The following is a 15,054-nucleotide window of genomic DNA, read 5'->3' as shown; positions in this document are numbered from 1 at the left end:
ACCCGCGGCACCACCCCCCCCCCCCCCACGCGCCCCCGCCGCCGACCCGCCCACCCCCAGCGCCCCCCGCCGTGGTCGCAAACCCCCCCCCCCCCCCCCGGCCGGGGGGCCCCGGCGCCCCCCCGGGCCGGTGTCACGGACCGTCAGCTCACTCGGCGTCGAGCTGGGCGCCGACCTCGTCGCTGATCTCGAAGTTGGCGAAGACGTTCTGCACGTCGTCGCTGTCCTCGAGCGCGTCGATCAGCTTGAAGATCTTGCGGGCGCCGTCCACGTCCAGCGGGACCTGGAGGTCCGCGACGAAGTTGGCGTCGGCCGAGTCGTAGTCGATGCCGGCGTCCACCAGCGCGCTGCGGACGGCGACCATGTCGGTGGCCGCGCTGAGCACCTCGAAGGTGTCACCGAGGTCGTTGACCTCCTCGGCGCCGACCTCCAGGACGACCTCCAGGACCCGGTCCTCGTCGACCCCGTCCGCCTTGGGGACGATCACGACGCCCTTGCGGTTGAAGAGGTAGGAGACCGAGCCCGGGTCGGCCATGTTGCCGCCGTTGCGGGTCATCGCCACGCGCACGTCGGAGGCCGCGCGGTTGCGGTTGTCGGTGAGGCACTCGATCAGGACCGCCACGCCGTTCGGGCCGTAGCCCTCGTACATGATGGTCGAGTAGTCGGCCCCGCCGGCCTCGGCACCGTCACCGCGCTTGACGGCGCGGTTGATGTTGTCGATCGGGACGGAGTTCTTCTTCGCCTTCTGGATGGCGTCGTAGAGCGTCGGGTTACCGGCCGGGTCGCTGCCGCCGGTCTTCGCCGCCACCTCGATGTTCTTGATCATCTTGGCGAAGAGCTTCCCGCGCTTGGCGTCGATGACCGCCTTCTTGTGCTTGGTGGTAGCCCACTTAGAGTGGCCGGACATCGCCAGCTCCTTTACGTCGCCAAAGGGAAATGAACAGAAGGGATCTTACCGGTGCCGGGCGCGGGTTCAGCGCGCAGCGTCCTCCACCATGCGCACGAAGTACTCGTGCACCCGGTGGTCGCCGGTGAGCTCGGGGTGGAACGAGGTGGCCAGCAGGTTGCCCTGACGGACCGCCACGATACGGCTGTCCGGGCCGTCGGCCGCGGGCAGCTCGGCCAGCACCTGGACGCCGGCGCCGACCTCCTCGACCCAGGGGGCGCGGATGAAGACGCCGTGCACCGGCTGCTCCATGCCGTCGAAGGCGATGCCGGACTCGAAGGACTCGTTCTGCCGGCCGAAGGCGTTCCGACGGACCGTCATGTCGATCCCGCCGACGGTCTCCTGGTCGTCCCGGCCGTCCAGGATCTTGTCGGCCAGCATGATCATGCCGGCGCAGGTGCCGTAGACCGGCATGCCGGCCCGGACGCGCTCGCGCATCGGCTCCATCAGGCCGAACAGCAGGGCCAGCTTGGACATCGTGGTGGACTCCCCGCCGGGGATCACCAGCGCGTCCACCTCGGCCAGCTCCTCGGGCCGGCGGACCTCGCGGGCGATGGCGTCGGCCGAGGCCAGCGCGATCAGGTGCTCGCGGACGTCGCCCTGGAGGGCCAGGACGCCGATGACGGGGGTGCTCACGGTGCTACCTCATTCGAAGTTTGATCGGCGGACGTGCGGCGGCCCGCCGCGCGAAAAGGCTGCGCGGCGGGCCGACCGGACGTGGTTACCAGCCGCGGTTGGCGTACCGCTCGGCCTCGGGCAGGGTGTCGCAGTTGATGCCGACCATGGCCTCGCCCAGGTTGCGGGAGGCGTCCGCGATGATCTTCGGGTCGTCGAAGAAGGTGGTGGCCTTCACGATCGCGGCGGCACGCTTGGCCGGGTCGCCGGACTTGAAGATGCCCGAGCCGACGAAGACGCCCTCGGCACCGAGCTGACGCATCAGCGCGGCGTCGGCCGGGGTGGCCACACCACCGGCGGAGAACAGCACGACCGGCAGCTTGCCGAGCTCGGCGACCTCCTTGACCAGCTCGTACGGAGCGCGCAGCTCCTTCGCGGCGGCGTACAGCTCGTTGTTGTCGAAGCCGCGCAGCTTGGCGATCTCGTTCTTGATCTGGCGCAGGTGGCGGACGGCCTCGACCACGTTGCCGGTGCCGGCCTCGCCCTTGGAGCGGATCATGGCCGCGCCCTCGGCGATGCGGCGCAGGGCCTCGCCCAGGTTGGTGGCACCACAGACGAACGGGGTGGTGAAGGCGAACTTGTCGGAGTGGTTGACCTCGTCGGCCGGGGTCAGCACCTCGGACTCGTCGATGTAGTCGACGCCGAGCGACTGGAGGACCTGGGCCTCGACGAAGTGGCCGATCCGGGACTTGGCCATGACCGGGATGGAGACCGCCGCGATGATCTCCTCGATCATGTTGGGGTCGGACATCCGGGCCACGCCGCCGTCCTTGCGGATGTCGGCGGGGACGCGCTCCAGGGCCATGACGGCCACGGCACCGGCGTCCTCGGCGATCTTGGCCTGCTCGGCGTTGACCACGTCCATGATCACACCGCCCTTGAGCTGCTCGGCCATGCCGCGCTTCACGCGGGCGGTGCCGATCTGCGGCTGGTCAGCGGTGATGGGGGTGGTGGACACGTGTGACCTCACTCGAAGATGTACCAGTGCTATCGCCCTATCGTAGGCCCGAAGCAGGTGGGGACCATGCACCACCAAGGCCAGAAGGCCCCCGGACTTACGACAAAGCGGCTTAGGACAGAAGTCTGAACAACCCTCAGGATCCCAGGCTCTCAGGCCGGGGCTCCCTGCGGGGTGAGCGCGAGCGGCGGTTCGTCGTCCATCTCGAAGGCCAGCGGGAAGGGTGCCCGCCCCGCCAGGCGGAAGTACCGGACCAGGCGGTGCTCCCGCACCGCCCGGGCGGCCCGCACCGCGTCGTTGTGGAAGCGCCGGGCCATCGGCACCCGGCGGACCGCCGCCGTCAGGTCCTTGAGCGCCTCCGCCCCGCCGGGCGCCCCGGCCACCGCGGCCAGCTGCTCGGGCTCGGCGAAGACCGCCCGCAGTGCCAGGCTGAGTTCGCTCTCGGCCACCTCGCGGTGGTCGTCCTCGGCCTGGCGCGCGGCGTGCGCGGCCTCCAGCAGCAGGATCGAGGCGGCCGGGTCGAGCAGCGAGGAGGTGGCCAGCTCCATCGCCACCGAGGCCCGGCGCAGCAGCTGCGCGTCCAGCGAGGCGCGCGCCGCGTCGATCCGGGCGTGCAGCCGGTCCAGCCGCCCCGCCGTCCAACTCAGGTACATGCCGAACAGCACGACCGCCACCGCGGCCCAGATCCAGTTGCTCACGGGCAGGTACGCTACCGCGCCGGGTGGTGCTCGAACCGGTAGGTGTCCCGGTCCAGTTCGGTGACCTGCACGCCGATCGCGGCCGGCACCGTGACGTGCGCCCGCAGCAGCTCCGTCACCCGGCGGCTCAGCTCGGCCCGCTTGCCGGTGTCGCGGCCGGCCAGGACCTTCACCTCGACCAGCACCAGGGCCTCCCCTGACGCACCGTCACCGACCAGCACCCGCCCGGCCTCCCGGACCACCGTCTTGCAGGCGGCGGTGTCGGTGTCGATCACCTCCGGGATGGTCCGGTGCAGCTCCCGTGCGAGCTCCGCCCAGTCCACGTCCAGGCCCGCCGAGTGATCGATCAGCACCTGCGGCATGTCACTCCCCCATCTGTCGTTCCGTCAGTCCCGGGCCAGGCCGAGGCGCTCGCGCCAGCCGCCCCGGGTGTCCTCGGCCACCTCGGGCATGCCGTCGGTGACCGTCTCGTACACCGCGAGGATGTCCGCCCCCACGGTCGACCAGTCGAAGCGCCGCACGTGCCGGGAGGCCGCCTCGCGCAGCTCGGCCAGCCGCTCCGGATCGGCCAGCAGCCGCACCGCCGCGTCGGCCAGCGCGTCCGCGTCCTCGACCGCGAAGAGCTCCCCGGCGCCGCCGCCGTCCAGCACCTGCTTGAAGGCGTCCAGGTCGGAGGCGAGCACCGGCGCGGCCGCCGACATCGCCTCGACCAGGATGATGCCGAAGCTCTCGCCGCCGGTGTTGGGCGCCACGTAGAGGTCCACACTGCGCAGCAGCCGGGCCTTCTCCTCGTCGCTGACCATGCCGAGGAACTCCACGTGCCGGCGCACCGCGGGCGTCAGCCCCTCGGCGGCCTCCTCCTCGTCGCCCTTGCCGGCCACCAGCAGCCGTACGCCCGGGCGTTCGGCGAGGATCTTCGGCAGCGCGGCGAGCAGGGTGGGCAGGCCCTTGCGGGGCTCGTTGATCCGGCCGATGAAGCCGATGGTGGGCGCGGCCGCCGTGCCGGTCCAGCGCGGGTCCGGCTCGGCACCGGCGAAGAAGCCGACGTCCACCCCGTTCGGGATCACCACCGCGTCGCCGCCCAGGTGCTCGACCAGGGTGCGGCGGGCGTACTCGCTGACCGCGATCCGGGCGCTCATCTTCTCCAGGCCGGGCTGCAGGATCGGCGAGGCCGCGATCATCGCCCGGGAGCGCGGGTTGGAGGTGTGGAAGGTGCCGACCATCGGCCCGGAGGCGGACCACGCGGCCAGCATCGACAGGCTGGGCGAGGCCGGCTCGTGGACGTGCAGGATGTCGAAGTGACCGTCGTTCAGCCAGCGCCGGACCCGGGCGGCCGAGAGGATGCCGAAGCTCAGCCGGGCCACCGAGCCGTTGTACGGCACCGCGACGGCCCGGCCGGCCGAGACCACGTACGGCGGCAGCGCCGACTCGTCCTCGGCCGGGGCCAGCACCGAGACCTGGTGGCCGAGGGCGATCAGGTGCTCGGCCAGGTCGCGGATGTGGAACTGCACCCCGCCCGGCACGTCCCAGTCGTAGGGGCAGACGATCCCGATCCTCACCGCTTGACCTCCAGGTCGGCCAGCCAGAACCGCTGCAGCATGTGCCAGTCCTCCGGGTGCTCCCGGATGCCCTCGGCCCAGATGTCCGCCATGGTCTGGGTCATCGCCGAGGTCTTCTCCTTCTGGTCGCCCTCGGCCGGGGGCGGCACCTCGGGGTGGATCTCGCCCCGCATCACCGGGCCGTCGTACCAGAGCGTCACCGGGAACAGAGCCGCCCCGGTGCGCAGCGCCAGCGCGGCCGGGCCGGCCGGCATCCTGGTCGTCTCGCCGAAGAAGTCCACCGGCAGGCCCGCCTCGGAGAGGTCGCGGTCGCCGACCAGGCAGACCAGCTTCCCCGAGCGCAGCCGGCGCGCCAGCGTCCCGATCACCGAGACCTGACCGCCCGTCAGCGGCAGCACCTCCATGCCGAGGCTCTCCCGGTAGGCCACGAAGCGGTCGAACAGCGACTCCGGCTTGAGCCGCTCGGCGACCGTGGTGAACCGGTGCCCGCCCACCGCGGCCACCCAGGCCCCGGCCAGGTCCCAGTTCGCCATGTGCGGCAGCGCCGCCACGGCGCCGCGCCCGTCGGCCAGCGCCTCGTCCAACCGCTCCAGGCCCTTGATCTGGCAGTCCTCGGCCAGCCGCGCGGTGGAGTACACCGGCAGTCGGAAGGACTCCTTCCAGTACCGCAGGTAGGAACGCATCCCGGCCCGGGACAGCGCCCGGATCCCGGCCTCGTCCAGCTCGGGCCGGACCCGGCGCAGATTGGCCTCCAGCCGCAGCACGCCCTTGCCCCGGCGCCGCCAGGTGAAGTCCGCCAGCTGGTCGAACAGCCCGCGCGCCACCGGCTCGGGCAGGTGCTTGAGCGCCGCCCAGCCCAGCGCGTACGCCCCGTCGGTCAGCCGCTCCTTGATGTTCTTCACGCCGTCGCCTCCGCAGCCGCGTCGGCCTCACGGGCCTCCCGACGCACCGTCAGCATCCGCTGGAACACCGTCACCAGGCTGCCCACGGCCACCACCCAGAGCGCCGTCGGCAGCAGCCACTCCAGGTACGGCACCCCGAAAGTGCCCAGCCCGGTGACCCCGGCCGCGACCAGCGTGATCACCAGTCGCTCGGCCCGCTCCACCAGCCCGTTGACGTTCACCGGGAAGCCCAGGCTCTCGCCGCGCGCCTTGGTGTACGAGACCACCTGGCCGCTCGCCAGGCAGAACACCGCGACGGCGCAGAGCACGTTGCTGTCCCCGTGCCCCGAGTACCAGAGCGCCAGCCCGCCGAAGATCGCCGCGTCGGCGACCCGGTCCAACGTGGAGTCCAGGAAGGCGCCCCAGCGGCTGGAGGTGTTGGCCTGGCGGGCCATGTTCCCGTCCACCAGGTCGGAGAAGATGAAGAGGGTGATGGTGATGGTGCCCCAGAAGAACTCCCCGCGCGGGAAGAACACCAGCGCACCCGCGGCCGAACCGGCCGTCCCGATCAGCGTCACGGCGTCCGGGCTGACGCCCCAGCGGAGCAGCAGCGCGGCGAACGGCGTCAGGACACGTGTGAAGAAGGCACGTGCGTACTTGTTGAGCATGGCCTTCCGGACCGCCCCGATCTTCCGAAACCACCCCCGCCCAGAAGGCGGCGAGCAGCCGAGCGGATCGGCCCGCCCGGCCGGACAATGGTATCCACGCCGCTCGCACCCCTCGCCGCCCCACGCCCGCGAGCGCCATCCGGCCCAACGCGCGGCCACCCAGGGCAGTTGACGGCACACCGACCGTGATCGAAGGTGCGCCATGACCGACCGGACCACCCCTCCCCCCGTACCGGTCGAAGATCCGGCCCGGCTGCGCAACGTCGTGCTCGTCGGCGCCGCAGGGGCCGGGAAGACCACCCTCGCCGAGGCCCTCGCCCTCGCCGCCGGAGCCCTCACCCGGGCCGGCTCGGTGACCGAGGGCACCACCGCCTCGGACCACGAGGAGATCGAGCACCACCAGCAGCGCTCCGTCCAGCTCTCGCTGCTCCCCCTCCCCTGGCAGGGCCACAAGGTCAACCTGCTGGACACCCCCGGCTACGCCGACTTCACCGGCCAGCGGTACGCCGGGATGCACGCCGCCGAGGCCGCCGTCCTGGTGGTCTCCGCCACCGACCGGATCGGCCCCGCCGTGCTCGCCCTCTGGCGCGAGTGCCGCCTCGCCGGGCTGCCCACCGCCGTCGCCCTCACCCACGCCCGCGGCCCCGAGGACGTGACGGCCTGTCAGGAGGCCTTCGGCGACGGCCACCCCGAGACCGTGCTCCCGCTCTTCCAGCCCCGCTTCGCCGGCGGCCACCTCACCGGCTCCGTCGACCTGCTCACCGGCAAGACCTACGGCGAGGCCCCCGAACCCGACCCGGCCGCCCGGGGCGCCCTGGTGGAGGCCATCGCCGGCGAGGACGACGCCCTGCTGGAGCGCTGGGCCGCCGGCGAGGAGCTCGACCCGGCCTCGCTCACCGAGGCCCTGCGCCGCGAGGTCCGGGCCGACGCCGTCCACCCGCTGCTCTGCACCGCCGCCCCGCTGGGCGCCGCCGAACTGCTCGACCTGATCGTCACCGTGCTGCCCGCCCCCACCGAACGCACCGACGACCGCCCGCCCTGCGACCCGGACGCCCCCGTCACCGCCCAGGTGATCCAGACCGGCGAGGACCAGTACGTCGGCCGGCTCAGCCTGGCCCGGATCTGGTCCGGCACCCTGCGGCCCGACACGACCCTCCACCTGGACGGCGGCCCCGACGAGCGCGTCACCGCCCTGACCAGCCCCTTCGGCGCCCGCCAGCGGCCCGTCCCGCAGGCCCTGCCCGGCGACCTGGTCTGCCTCGCCAAACTCGCCCGCGCCCGCACCGGCGACACCCTCGGCGGCGACGCCCTCCCCGGCTGGCCCCGCCCCGAGGCCTTGCTCCCCACCGCCGTCCACGCCCACAGCAAGGCCGACGAGGACCGGCTCTCCCAGAGCCTCGCCAGACTCACCGCCCAGGACCCGGCCCTGCGGGTCGAACAGAACCCCCACACCCACCAACTCGTGCTCTGGTGCACCGGCGAGGCCCACCAGGCCGTGGTCCTGGACCGGCTGGGCAGCCGGCACGGAGTCACCGTGGACACCGTCCCCTACCAGGTGACACTCCGCGAGACCTTCGCCACCAGCGGCAGCGGGCACGGACGCCACGTCAAACAGTCCGGCGGCCACGGGCAGTTCGCGGTCTGCGACCTGACGGTGGACCCACTGCCGGGCGAGGAGGTCGAGTTCGTCGACCACGTGGTCGGCGGGGCCGTGCCGCGCAACTTCATCCCCTCGGTCGAGAAGGGCGTCCGGGCCCAACTCGCCCACGGCCTGCGCGGCGACCACCCGGTGGTCGGCGTCCGGGTCACCCTCACCGACGGCAAGGCGCACTCGGTCGACTCCTCCGACGCCGCCTTCCAGACCGCCGCCGCACTGGCCCTCAAGGAGGCCGCGGAGCACGGCAGCGTGCAGCTGCTGGAGCCGGTGGACGAAGTCCGCGTCCTGCTCCCCGACGAGTACCAGGGCGCGGTCCTCGGCGACCTCTCCGCCCGCCGCGGCCACGTCCTCGGCACCGAGCCCGGCGGCCCCGGCCTCAGCCTGGTCCGCGCCGAAGTCCCCGAACTGGAGCTCAGCCGCTACCCCGTGGAACTCCGCTCCCTCTCCCACGGCACCGGCACCTTCTCCCGCACCTACCTCCGCCACGCACCGATGCCACCCGCTCTGGCAGCACAGTTCGCCTAGGTGATGCCGGGGGCGCGAGGAACTGCGCGAGTACGGAAGGCGGACCAGCGCTAGATCGGGGCAGGCGAGCCAGTTGCACGTGTTGCCGTTCCCCCGCGCGCAGTTCCTCGCGCCCCCAAGCAGCTGCAACTGGGCGTCGCGTCAACGCCGCGGTAGGGCGCAGGCGGGCGTCCCGCCCGGGAGGCTGTGGCGGTTGGCCGCGACCCAGCGGTAGACCGCGGCGGCGAGCGGCCGGACCGGGGCCAGGGTCAGTGCGGCGCCGAGGTAGGCCCAGGCCCCGCCGGACCGCATCAGCAGCCGCGCGGCGGCCTGCGCCCCGCCGTACACGTCCCCCGCCGGCGTCACCCAGAGGATCTCCCGCTCGGCCCGCTCCCGGCTGACCAGCCCCCGCCCGCCCGCACGGGCGTCGAGCTCCGCCAGGTCCGCGAACTGGAACGGCACCCCGTCCCACCCCGCCGAGGAGAGACTCGCCCTCAGGTAGCGCTCGGCGAACTGCTCGCTGCTGGTGCAGAACCCGCAGTCCCCGTCGTAGACCAGTACCGGATCGGCCGTCCGCGTCTCGCTCATGCCCCCGATCCTGCACCATCCGGCCACCGGAGGATCGGCGCCGCTCGAAACTGGGCACGATCACTCCACGCCCCGTCCGCGCGACGGGAAGTGACGGCGGTTCAGACGATCAAGCACGCGGGGTGCCGGTCGCACGGTAACCTGCCGCTGACAAGGGGAGGAGGGGAGGCCGCCGTGACGAAGCTGGACATGACCCCGGGCGCGCAGATACCCCGTACGGACGTCGGACCACAGACCGCGGTCACCCAGCTGCTCTCCTCGGTGGCCTACCGGGACGGTGACGTCACCGAGCTGGAGAAGCTGCCCGGAGCCACCCTCAAGGGGGGCAAGAACCGCCTGTTCCGGCCGAGCGTCGGCGAGGCCTACGCCAAGGCCGTGATCGCCCGCACCCTCGGCGCCGGGCGGAACCCGCTGGTGCCCTCCTTCGGCACCGACACCCGGATGGTGGTCGAGCACTGCCTGGCCGCCGAGGAGCTGCGCAACGCCCGCGACCGGCAGCTCCAGATCATCACCCTGCTCACCGGCGTGCTCTTCCTGCCCGGCACCCTGATCTGGCTCGCGGTCTTCTACGGACGCGACTGGCTCAAGCGCAAGAGCCCGGCCAACCGCCAGGGCGTCTACAACGCCCTGCTGGTGCTGGCCGCCGGCGGCCTGGCCGTGCTGCTCGCGCTGCGCCCGCCGGTCGCGGGCCCGTTCGCCCTGTACTTCCGGGTGCTGATGCTGGCCCCCGTGCTCGGCTGGTACCTGGCCAAGCGCCTGGTGCTGCGCTCCACCATCGAGCTGCGCAACCGCTGGGGCGGCCTGGTCGAGGGCAGCGCGCTGGCCGCCACCGTGCCCAAGGCGGTGCCCCGGGACGACCTCGACAAGAAGGCCGCCGACCTGCGCGCCGCGCTGGAGCGGCTGACGGTGGAGCAGGAGACCAACGTCCAGCACTACGCCGGCGGCAAGGGCATCCTGGGCGCCGGGATGCGCTGGGGCGACTGGCAGGTGGTCGAGGAGCTGCGCCCGCTGGAGGGCCGGCCGGACTTCCGCGCGTTCCACCCGTGGGACCTCAGCCGGAAGATCACCTCCCGGCTGGGCAGCCTGACCCAGAGCGAGGTCGGCGGCGGCGCCATGCCGCACATGGCCGTCCAGCAGTGGCTGGTGCTGGACCTGCCCGAGGGCGCCGACGAGATCGGCCGCCCGTCCGGGCCGGACATGGACGGCTACCGGATGCGCGACTTCGCGCTCCAGACCGTCGCCAACCGGCAGAGCCTGGGCACCGACAGCCGCCACCGCACCATCGTCCAACTGGTGCTCCACAAGGGCCAGTTGGTCACCACCGTGGTGATCGGCGTGACGGTGATGAGCAACACCCTGCGGGTCTCGGTCTCCGGCCACGCGCTCGGCCCGCTGCACGGGCTGTTCGGCGCCAAGCCGAAGCCCAAGGAGGTCAAGGTCCCGAAGACCGGCAAGTTCTGGGAGGAGCGCACCGTCATCCTCCCGCTGGTCGACAACGACGAGGTGGTCCGGCAGGCCGTCCGTGCCCCCTTCGTGGGGATCCCCGGGCTGCTGGCCTGGCTGGGCGGCGGCATCGGCCTGCCGGAGCCCTTCTCGCTCCGAGGTTCCTTCGCCGAGCCGACCTGGACCAGCCGCTACAAGTCCGACGATGTGATCTTCAGCATCGCGCCGGTGGTGAACGCGGTGCTGGCCGCCACCGTCGAGTTCCTGGACGAGCACGACGTGGACTCCAGCCGGATCGCCAACCGCGGCGGCATCCTCAAGTCCGAGATGCAGGGCAGCCGTCCGTTCAAGGCGGACCGCTACGACGCGGGCTGAGCAGACACCCGAGAGGGGCCGTACCCGCCTGTCGCGGGTACGGCCCCTCTGACGTTCGCTCAGTCCTGCGGCCACACCTCGGCGAGCATCTTCCGGGTGTCGGCGAGCAGTTGGGGCAGCACCTTGGTGTGCCCCACCACCGGCATGAAGTTGGTGTCCCCGCCCCAGCGCGGCACCACGTGCTGGTGCAGGTGGGCGGCGATCCCGGCGCCGGCCGCAGCGCCCTGGTTCATCCCGATGTTGAAGCCGTGCGCACCCGAGGCGGCCCGCAGGGCCGTCATCGCGCGCTTGGTGTAGTCCGCCAGCTCGGCCGTCTCGGCGGCGTCCAGGTCGGTGTAGTCCGCCACGTGCCGGTACGGCACCACCATCAGGTGCCCGCCGTTGTACGGGTACAGGTTGAGCACCGCGAAGACCGCGCTCCCCCGGGCGATCACCAGGCCGTCCTCGTCGCTGAGCGAGGGGATCGAGCAGAACGGGCAACCGTCGTCGGGCGCGGGCCCGGTGGGCTTGTTCTCTCCCTGGATGTACGCCATCCGATGAGGCGTCCACAGGCGACGGAAACCATCCGGTTCGCCCACACCCCGCTGCAGTTCCGGCTCACTCGTCATGCTGATCAGCATATTCGCCACGACGCCCGAAGAGAGCAGTGCGGGGCGGACTCTCTCGAAGAGAACCCGCCCCGCGATCTGGCCGTGCGTCAGACCTGGACGCGGCTGCGGACCGCCTCCACGATCTCGGCCACCGCCTCGGCGACCGGGACGCCGTTCTTCTGCTCGCCGTTGCGGTAACGGAAGGAGACCGCGCCGGCCTCGACGTCGTCGTTGCCCGCGATCAGCATGAACGGGACCTTGGTCTTCTGGGCGTTGCGGATCTTCTTCTGCATCCGGTCGTCGGAGGCGTCCACCTCGACCCGGATGCCCTGCTTCTTCAGCTCGGCCGCAACCTCGCGCAGGTACGGGATGTGCTCGTCGGTGATCGGGATGCCGACCACGGTGACCGGGGCCAGCCACGGCGGCATGGCGCCGGCGTAGTGCTCCAGCAGCACCGCGAAGAAGCGCTCGATCGAGCCGAACAGCGCACGGTGGATCATGACCGGACGCTGGCGGTTGCCGTCCGAGCCCTGGAACTCCAGCTCGAACCGCTGCGGCAGCTGGAAGTCGACCTGGATGGTGGACATCTGCCAGGTGCGGCCGATCGCGTCCCGGGCCTGCACCGAGATCTTCGGACCGTAGAAGGCGGCGCCGGCCGGGTCGAGCACCAGCTCCAGGCCCTGCTTCTCGGCGGCGGCCCGCAGGGTCTCGGTGGCCTCCTCCCACTCGTCCAGCTCACCGATGAACTTCTCCGGGTCCCGGGTCGAGAGCTCCAGGTAGAAGTCGTTCAGCCCGTAGTCGCGCAGCAGGTCGAGCACGAAGGTCAGCAGCGAGTCGAGCTCGTCCGCCATCTGCTCGCGGGTGCAGTAGATGTGCGCGTCGTCCTGGGTGAAGCCGCGGGCCCGGGTCAGGCCGTGCACCACACCGGACTTCTCGTAGCGGTAGACCGTGCCGAACTCGAAGAGCCGCAGCGGCAGTTCGCGGTAGGAACGACCGCGCGAGCGGTAGATCAGGTTGTGCATCGGGCAGTTCATCGGCTTGAGGTAGTAGTCGATGTCGCCGTCGAGCTTCATGGGCGGGTACATCCCGTCCGCGTACCAGTCGAGGTGACCGGAGAGCTCGAAGAGCGAGCCCTTGGTGGCGTGCGGGGAGTAGACGAACTCGTAGTCCGCCTCCTCGTGGCGCTTGCGCGAGTAGTCCTCCATGACCCGGCGCATGATGCCGCCCTTGGGGTGGAAGACGGCCAGGCCGGAGCCGATCTCCTCCGGGATGGAGAAGAGGTCCAGCTCGGCGCCGAGCTTGCGGTGGTCGCGCTTGGCGGCCTCCTCGAGGAAGTCGAGGTGCGCCTTGAGCTCGTCCTTGGTCGGCCACGCGGTGCCGTAGATGCGCTGCAGCATCGGGTTCTTCTCGCTGCCGCGCCAGTAGGCGGCCGCGTTGCGCATCAGCTTGAAGGCCGGGATGTGACGGGTGCTCGGCAGGTGCGGGCCGCGGCAGAGGTCGCCCCAGCAGAGGTCACCGGTCTTGGCGTCGACGTTGTCGTAGATGGTCAGCTCGCTGCCGCCCACCTCGACCGAGGCGCCCTCGCCGGCGGTGGCGGCGGAGCCCTTGAGGCCGATCAGCTCGAGCTTGTACGGCTCCTTGGCCAGCTCCTCGGCGGCGGCCTCGTCGGTGACCACGCGGCGGGAGAACTTCTGCCCGCGCTTGATGATCTCCTGCATCTTCTTCTCGATGGCCTTGAGGTCATCGGGGTGGAAGGGCTTCTCGACGTCGAAGTCGTAGTAGAAGCCGTCCTTGACCGGCGGGCCGATGCCGAGCTTGGCCTCCGGGAAGAGCTGCTGCACGGCCTGCGCCATCACGTGCGCGGTGGAGTGCCGCAGGATGTCCAGGCCGTCCGGGCTGGAGATGACGACGGGCTCGACCTCGTCGCCGTCCTGCACCTGGTACGCCAGGTCCTTGAGCGCACCGGCGACCCGGGCGGCGATCACGGCACGGTCGTCGGCGAAGAGCTCGGCGGCCGTGGTGCCCGTGGTCACCACGCGCTCTTCCCGATCGGGTTCGCGGTTGATGATGATCCGGACGTCGGTCACCGGTCTCTCCTGACCTCTGTGTGCCGCAGCACGGTGCTGCGCGAGTCCGATGGTACCGAGATCACGAGCCGCGCCGCGCACTGCCGCCCCCTCCTTGTACAGGTGTACGGCCGCCACTGGATTGAGGGGCCGTCAACTGCGGTATCACTCACGCAGAACGCGGCCGTGCCCGGCGCGCCACTGGTCCTCGGTGGCGCGCCGGGCGCCGCCCGGTGGGGATCGGGGGCTCGTCATGCCGCACACCCAGCCCTGGTACCAGGGCCCGCTCGCCTCTTTCGACACCGAGACCACCGGTGTGGACGTCGAGACCGATCGCATCGTCTCGGCGGCGCTGGTGCTCCAGACCGCGCCCGGCGCGCCCGTCCGGACGCTCTCCTGGCTGGCCGACCCGGGGGTACCCATCCCCGAGGGCGCCCAGGCCGTGCACGGCATCACCGACCAACGGGCCCGCGACTTCGGCCGCCCGCCCCGGGTGGTGGTCGCCGAGATCGCCCGCGCGCTGGCCGAACAGGCCCACCGCCACGTGCCCTTGGTGGTGATGAACGCCCCCTACGACCTCACCCTGCTCGACCGCGAGCTGCGCCGGCACCGGGCCAGCACGCTCGCCGCCAGCCTGGGCGAGAACGAACTCCTGGTCCTGGACCCGCGGGTGATGGACAAGTACGCCGACCGCTACCGCAAGGGCCGGCGCACCCTCACCGACCTGTGCGCGCACTACGGGGTCACCCTCACCGGCGCCCACGACGCGGCGGCCGACGCCACCGCGGCCCTGGACCTGACCCGCGCCCTGGGCCTGCGCTTCCGGGTGCCACTGGGTTCGCTCACCCCGGCCGAACTGCACCTGCGGCAGGCGGTCTGGCACGCGGCCCAGGCCCGGGGCCTGCAGAACTGGTTCGACCGCTCGGGCTCCCCGGAGCAGGTCGACTTCTCCTGGCCGCTCCGCCCGGCCCGCTGCGCCTGCGGCGGCCGCCCGTACCCCGAGCACGACTGCGGCATCGCCGCCTGACCGGCCCCGGGAACGCCGCAGGCCCTGACCGAACTACCGGTCAGGGCCTGCGTGTTACTCGGTGGGCGATACTGGGATCGAACCAGTGACCCCTTCGGTGTGAACGAAGTGCTCTCCCGCTGAGCTAATCGCCCGGGCAACGAGATGAACAGTAGCACCCCTCCGGCCCGGCTGGCCAATTCCCTTCCAGGGAGCCCGAGTGGACGGTCCCCCAGTTCCCGCGCACGGTACGGGGACTGACGCGGAATCAGACCGCGCGGTGGAAAGCACCCGGAAACGACAGAAGACCCCGGCCAATTAATTGGCCGGGGTCTTCCCGCATTCCGGTGGGCGATACTGGGATCGAACCAGTGACCCCTTCGGTGTGAACGAAGTGCTCTCCCGCTGAGCTAATCGCCCGGGTGCAGGGAAAACATTAC

General features: G+C 71.7%; 14 protein-coding genes and 2 tRNA genes. 3 read left to right on the top strand and 13 right to left on the bottom strand.

Features of this window, described 5'->3' with window-relative positions; translation table 11 throughout:
• Positions 1–148: 148 nt before the first annotated feature.
• The 8 genes from ACZ6ZR_RS17510 to pgsA all read right to left on the bottom strand — a co-directional run bounded on the left by ACZ6ZR_RS17510 (position 149) and on the right by pgsA (position 6,385).
• Positions 149–907, bottom strand: coding sequence for a YebC/PmpR family DNA-binding transcriptional regulator (locus ACZ6ZR_RS17510; protein ID WP_465643158.1), 759 nt, complete (start codon positions 905–907; stop codon positions 149–151).
• A 66-nt stretch (positions 908–973) separates the two neighbouring features.
• Positions 974–1,582: a pyridoxal 5'-phosphate synthase glutaminase subunit PdxT gene (gene pdxT / locus ACZ6ZR_RS17505; protein WP_465643156.1), complete on the bottom strand. Its 609-nt coding sequence runs from the start codon at positions 1,580–1,582 to the stop codon at positions 974–976.
• An 85-nt stretch (positions 1,583–1,667) separates the two neighbouring features.
• Positions 1,668–2,579 (bottom strand): pyridoxal 5'-phosphate synthase lyase subunit PdxS, encoded by a 912-nt coding sequence (pdxS, locus tag ACZ6ZR_RS17500; RefSeq protein ID WP_406196552.1) that lies wholly within the window; start codon positions 2,577–2,579, stop codon positions 1,668–1,670.
• 152 nt (positions 2,580–2,731) lie between these two features.
• Entirely contained in the window at positions 2,732–3,232 is a 501-nt protein-coding gene (locus tag ACZ6ZR_RS17495) for a hypothetical protein (protein ID WP_465643170.1), read from the bottom strand.
• 56 nt (positions 3,233–3,288) lie between these two features.
• Positions 3,289–3,630 (bottom strand): 5-carboxymethyl-2-hydroxymuconate Delta-isomerase, encoded by a 342-nt coding sequence (locus ACZ6ZR_RS17490; protein WP_465643154.1) that lies wholly within the window; start codon positions 3,628–3,630, stop codon positions 3,289–3,291.
• Between the two features lie 33 nt (positions 3,631–3,663).
• Positions 3,664–4,836 carry a glycosyltransferase family 4 protein gene (locus ACZ6ZR_RS17485; RefSeq protein WP_465643152.1) on the bottom strand — a complete coding sequence of 391 codons (1,173 nt, stop codon included), beginning with the start codon at positions 4,834–4,836 and terminating at the stop codon, positions 3,664–3,666.
• Positions 4,833–5,738, bottom strand: coding sequence for a phosphatidylinositol mannoside acyltransferase (locus ACZ6ZR_RS17480; protein ID WP_465643150.1), 906 nt, complete (start codon positions 5,736–5,738; stop codon positions 4,833–4,835). Before ACZ6ZR_RS17480 ends, ACZ6ZR_RS17485 begins: the two co-directional genes overlap by 4 nt.
• On the bottom strand, positions 5,735–6,385 hold the full coding sequence (gene pgsA, locus ACZ6ZR_RS17475; RefSeq protein WP_465643148.1) for a phosphatidylinositol phosphate synthase: 651 nt from the start codon (positions 6,383–6,385) through the stop codon (positions 5,735–5,737). The genes ACZ6ZR_RS17480 and pgsA overlap by 4 nt, the downstream gene beginning before the upstream one ends.
• A gap of 202 nt (positions 6,386–6,587) precedes the next feature.
• Between pgsA and ACZ6ZR_RS17470 the strand changes: the two genes are divergently transcribed.
• Positions 6,588–8,567, top strand: coding sequence for an elongation factor G (locus tag ACZ6ZR_RS17470; protein WP_465643147.1), 1,980 nt, complete (start codon positions 6,588–6,590; stop codon positions 8,565–8,567).
• 141 nt (positions 8,568–8,708) lie between these two features.
• Here the strand turns inward: ACZ6ZR_RS17470 and ACZ6ZR_RS17465 are convergent, their stop codons facing one another.
• Positions 8,709–9,134 carry a thiol-disulfide oxidoreductase DCC family protein gene (locus tag ACZ6ZR_RS17465; protein WP_465643145.1) on the bottom strand — a complete coding sequence of 142 codons (426 nt, stop codon included), beginning with the start codon at positions 9,132–9,134 and terminating at the stop codon, positions 8,709–8,711.
• 174 nt (positions 9,135–9,308) lie between these two features.
• On the opposite strand from ACZ6ZR_RS17465, the gene ACZ6ZR_RS17460 reads away from it, so the two are divergent.
• Positions 9,309–10,952, top strand: a complete 1,644-nt coding sequence (locus ACZ6ZR_RS17460) for a hypothetical protein (RefSeq protein WP_465643144.1) — start codon at positions 9,309–9,311, stop codon at positions 10,950–10,952.
• A gap of 59 nt (positions 10,953–11,011) precedes the next feature.
• Here the strand turns inward: ACZ6ZR_RS17460 and ACZ6ZR_RS17455 are convergent, their stop codons facing one another.
• Entirely contained in the window at positions 11,012–11,572 is a 561-nt protein-coding gene (locus ACZ6ZR_RS17455; RefSeq protein ID WP_465643142.1) for an HIT family protein, read from the bottom strand.
• Between the two features lie 77 nt (positions 11,573–11,649).
• Complete coding sequence (gene thrS, locus ACZ6ZR_RS17450) at positions 11,650–13,629, bottom strand: threonine--tRNA ligase (protein ID WP_465643140.1); 1,980 nt, start codon at positions 13,627–13,629, stop codon at positions 11,650–11,652.
• 232 nt (positions 13,630–13,861) lie between these two features.
• Between thrS and ACZ6ZR_RS17445 the strand changes: the two genes are divergently transcribed.
• On the top strand, positions 13,862–14,635 hold the full coding sequence (locus ACZ6ZR_RS17445; protein WP_465643138.1) for an exonuclease domain-containing protein: 774 nt from the start codon (positions 13,862–13,864) through the stop codon (positions 14,633–14,635).
• A gap of 62 nt (positions 14,636–14,697) precedes the next feature.
• On the opposite strand, the gene ACZ6ZR_RS17440 is transcribed toward ACZ6ZR_RS17445, so the two are convergent.
• Positions 14,698–14,769 (bottom strand) — tRNA-Val (locus ACZ6ZR_RS17440).
• A 193-nt stretch (positions 14,770–14,962) separates the two neighbouring features.
• A tRNA-Val gene (locus ACZ6ZR_RS17435) sits at positions 14,963–15,034 on the bottom strand.
• Positions 15,035–15,054 lie beyond the last annotated feature (20 nt).

The organism is Kitasatospora sp. NPDC088742, assembly GCF_055584905.1.
Note: the sequence above shows the minus strand (reverse complement) of the source record. Positions and strands in the feature narration are given on the sequence as shown.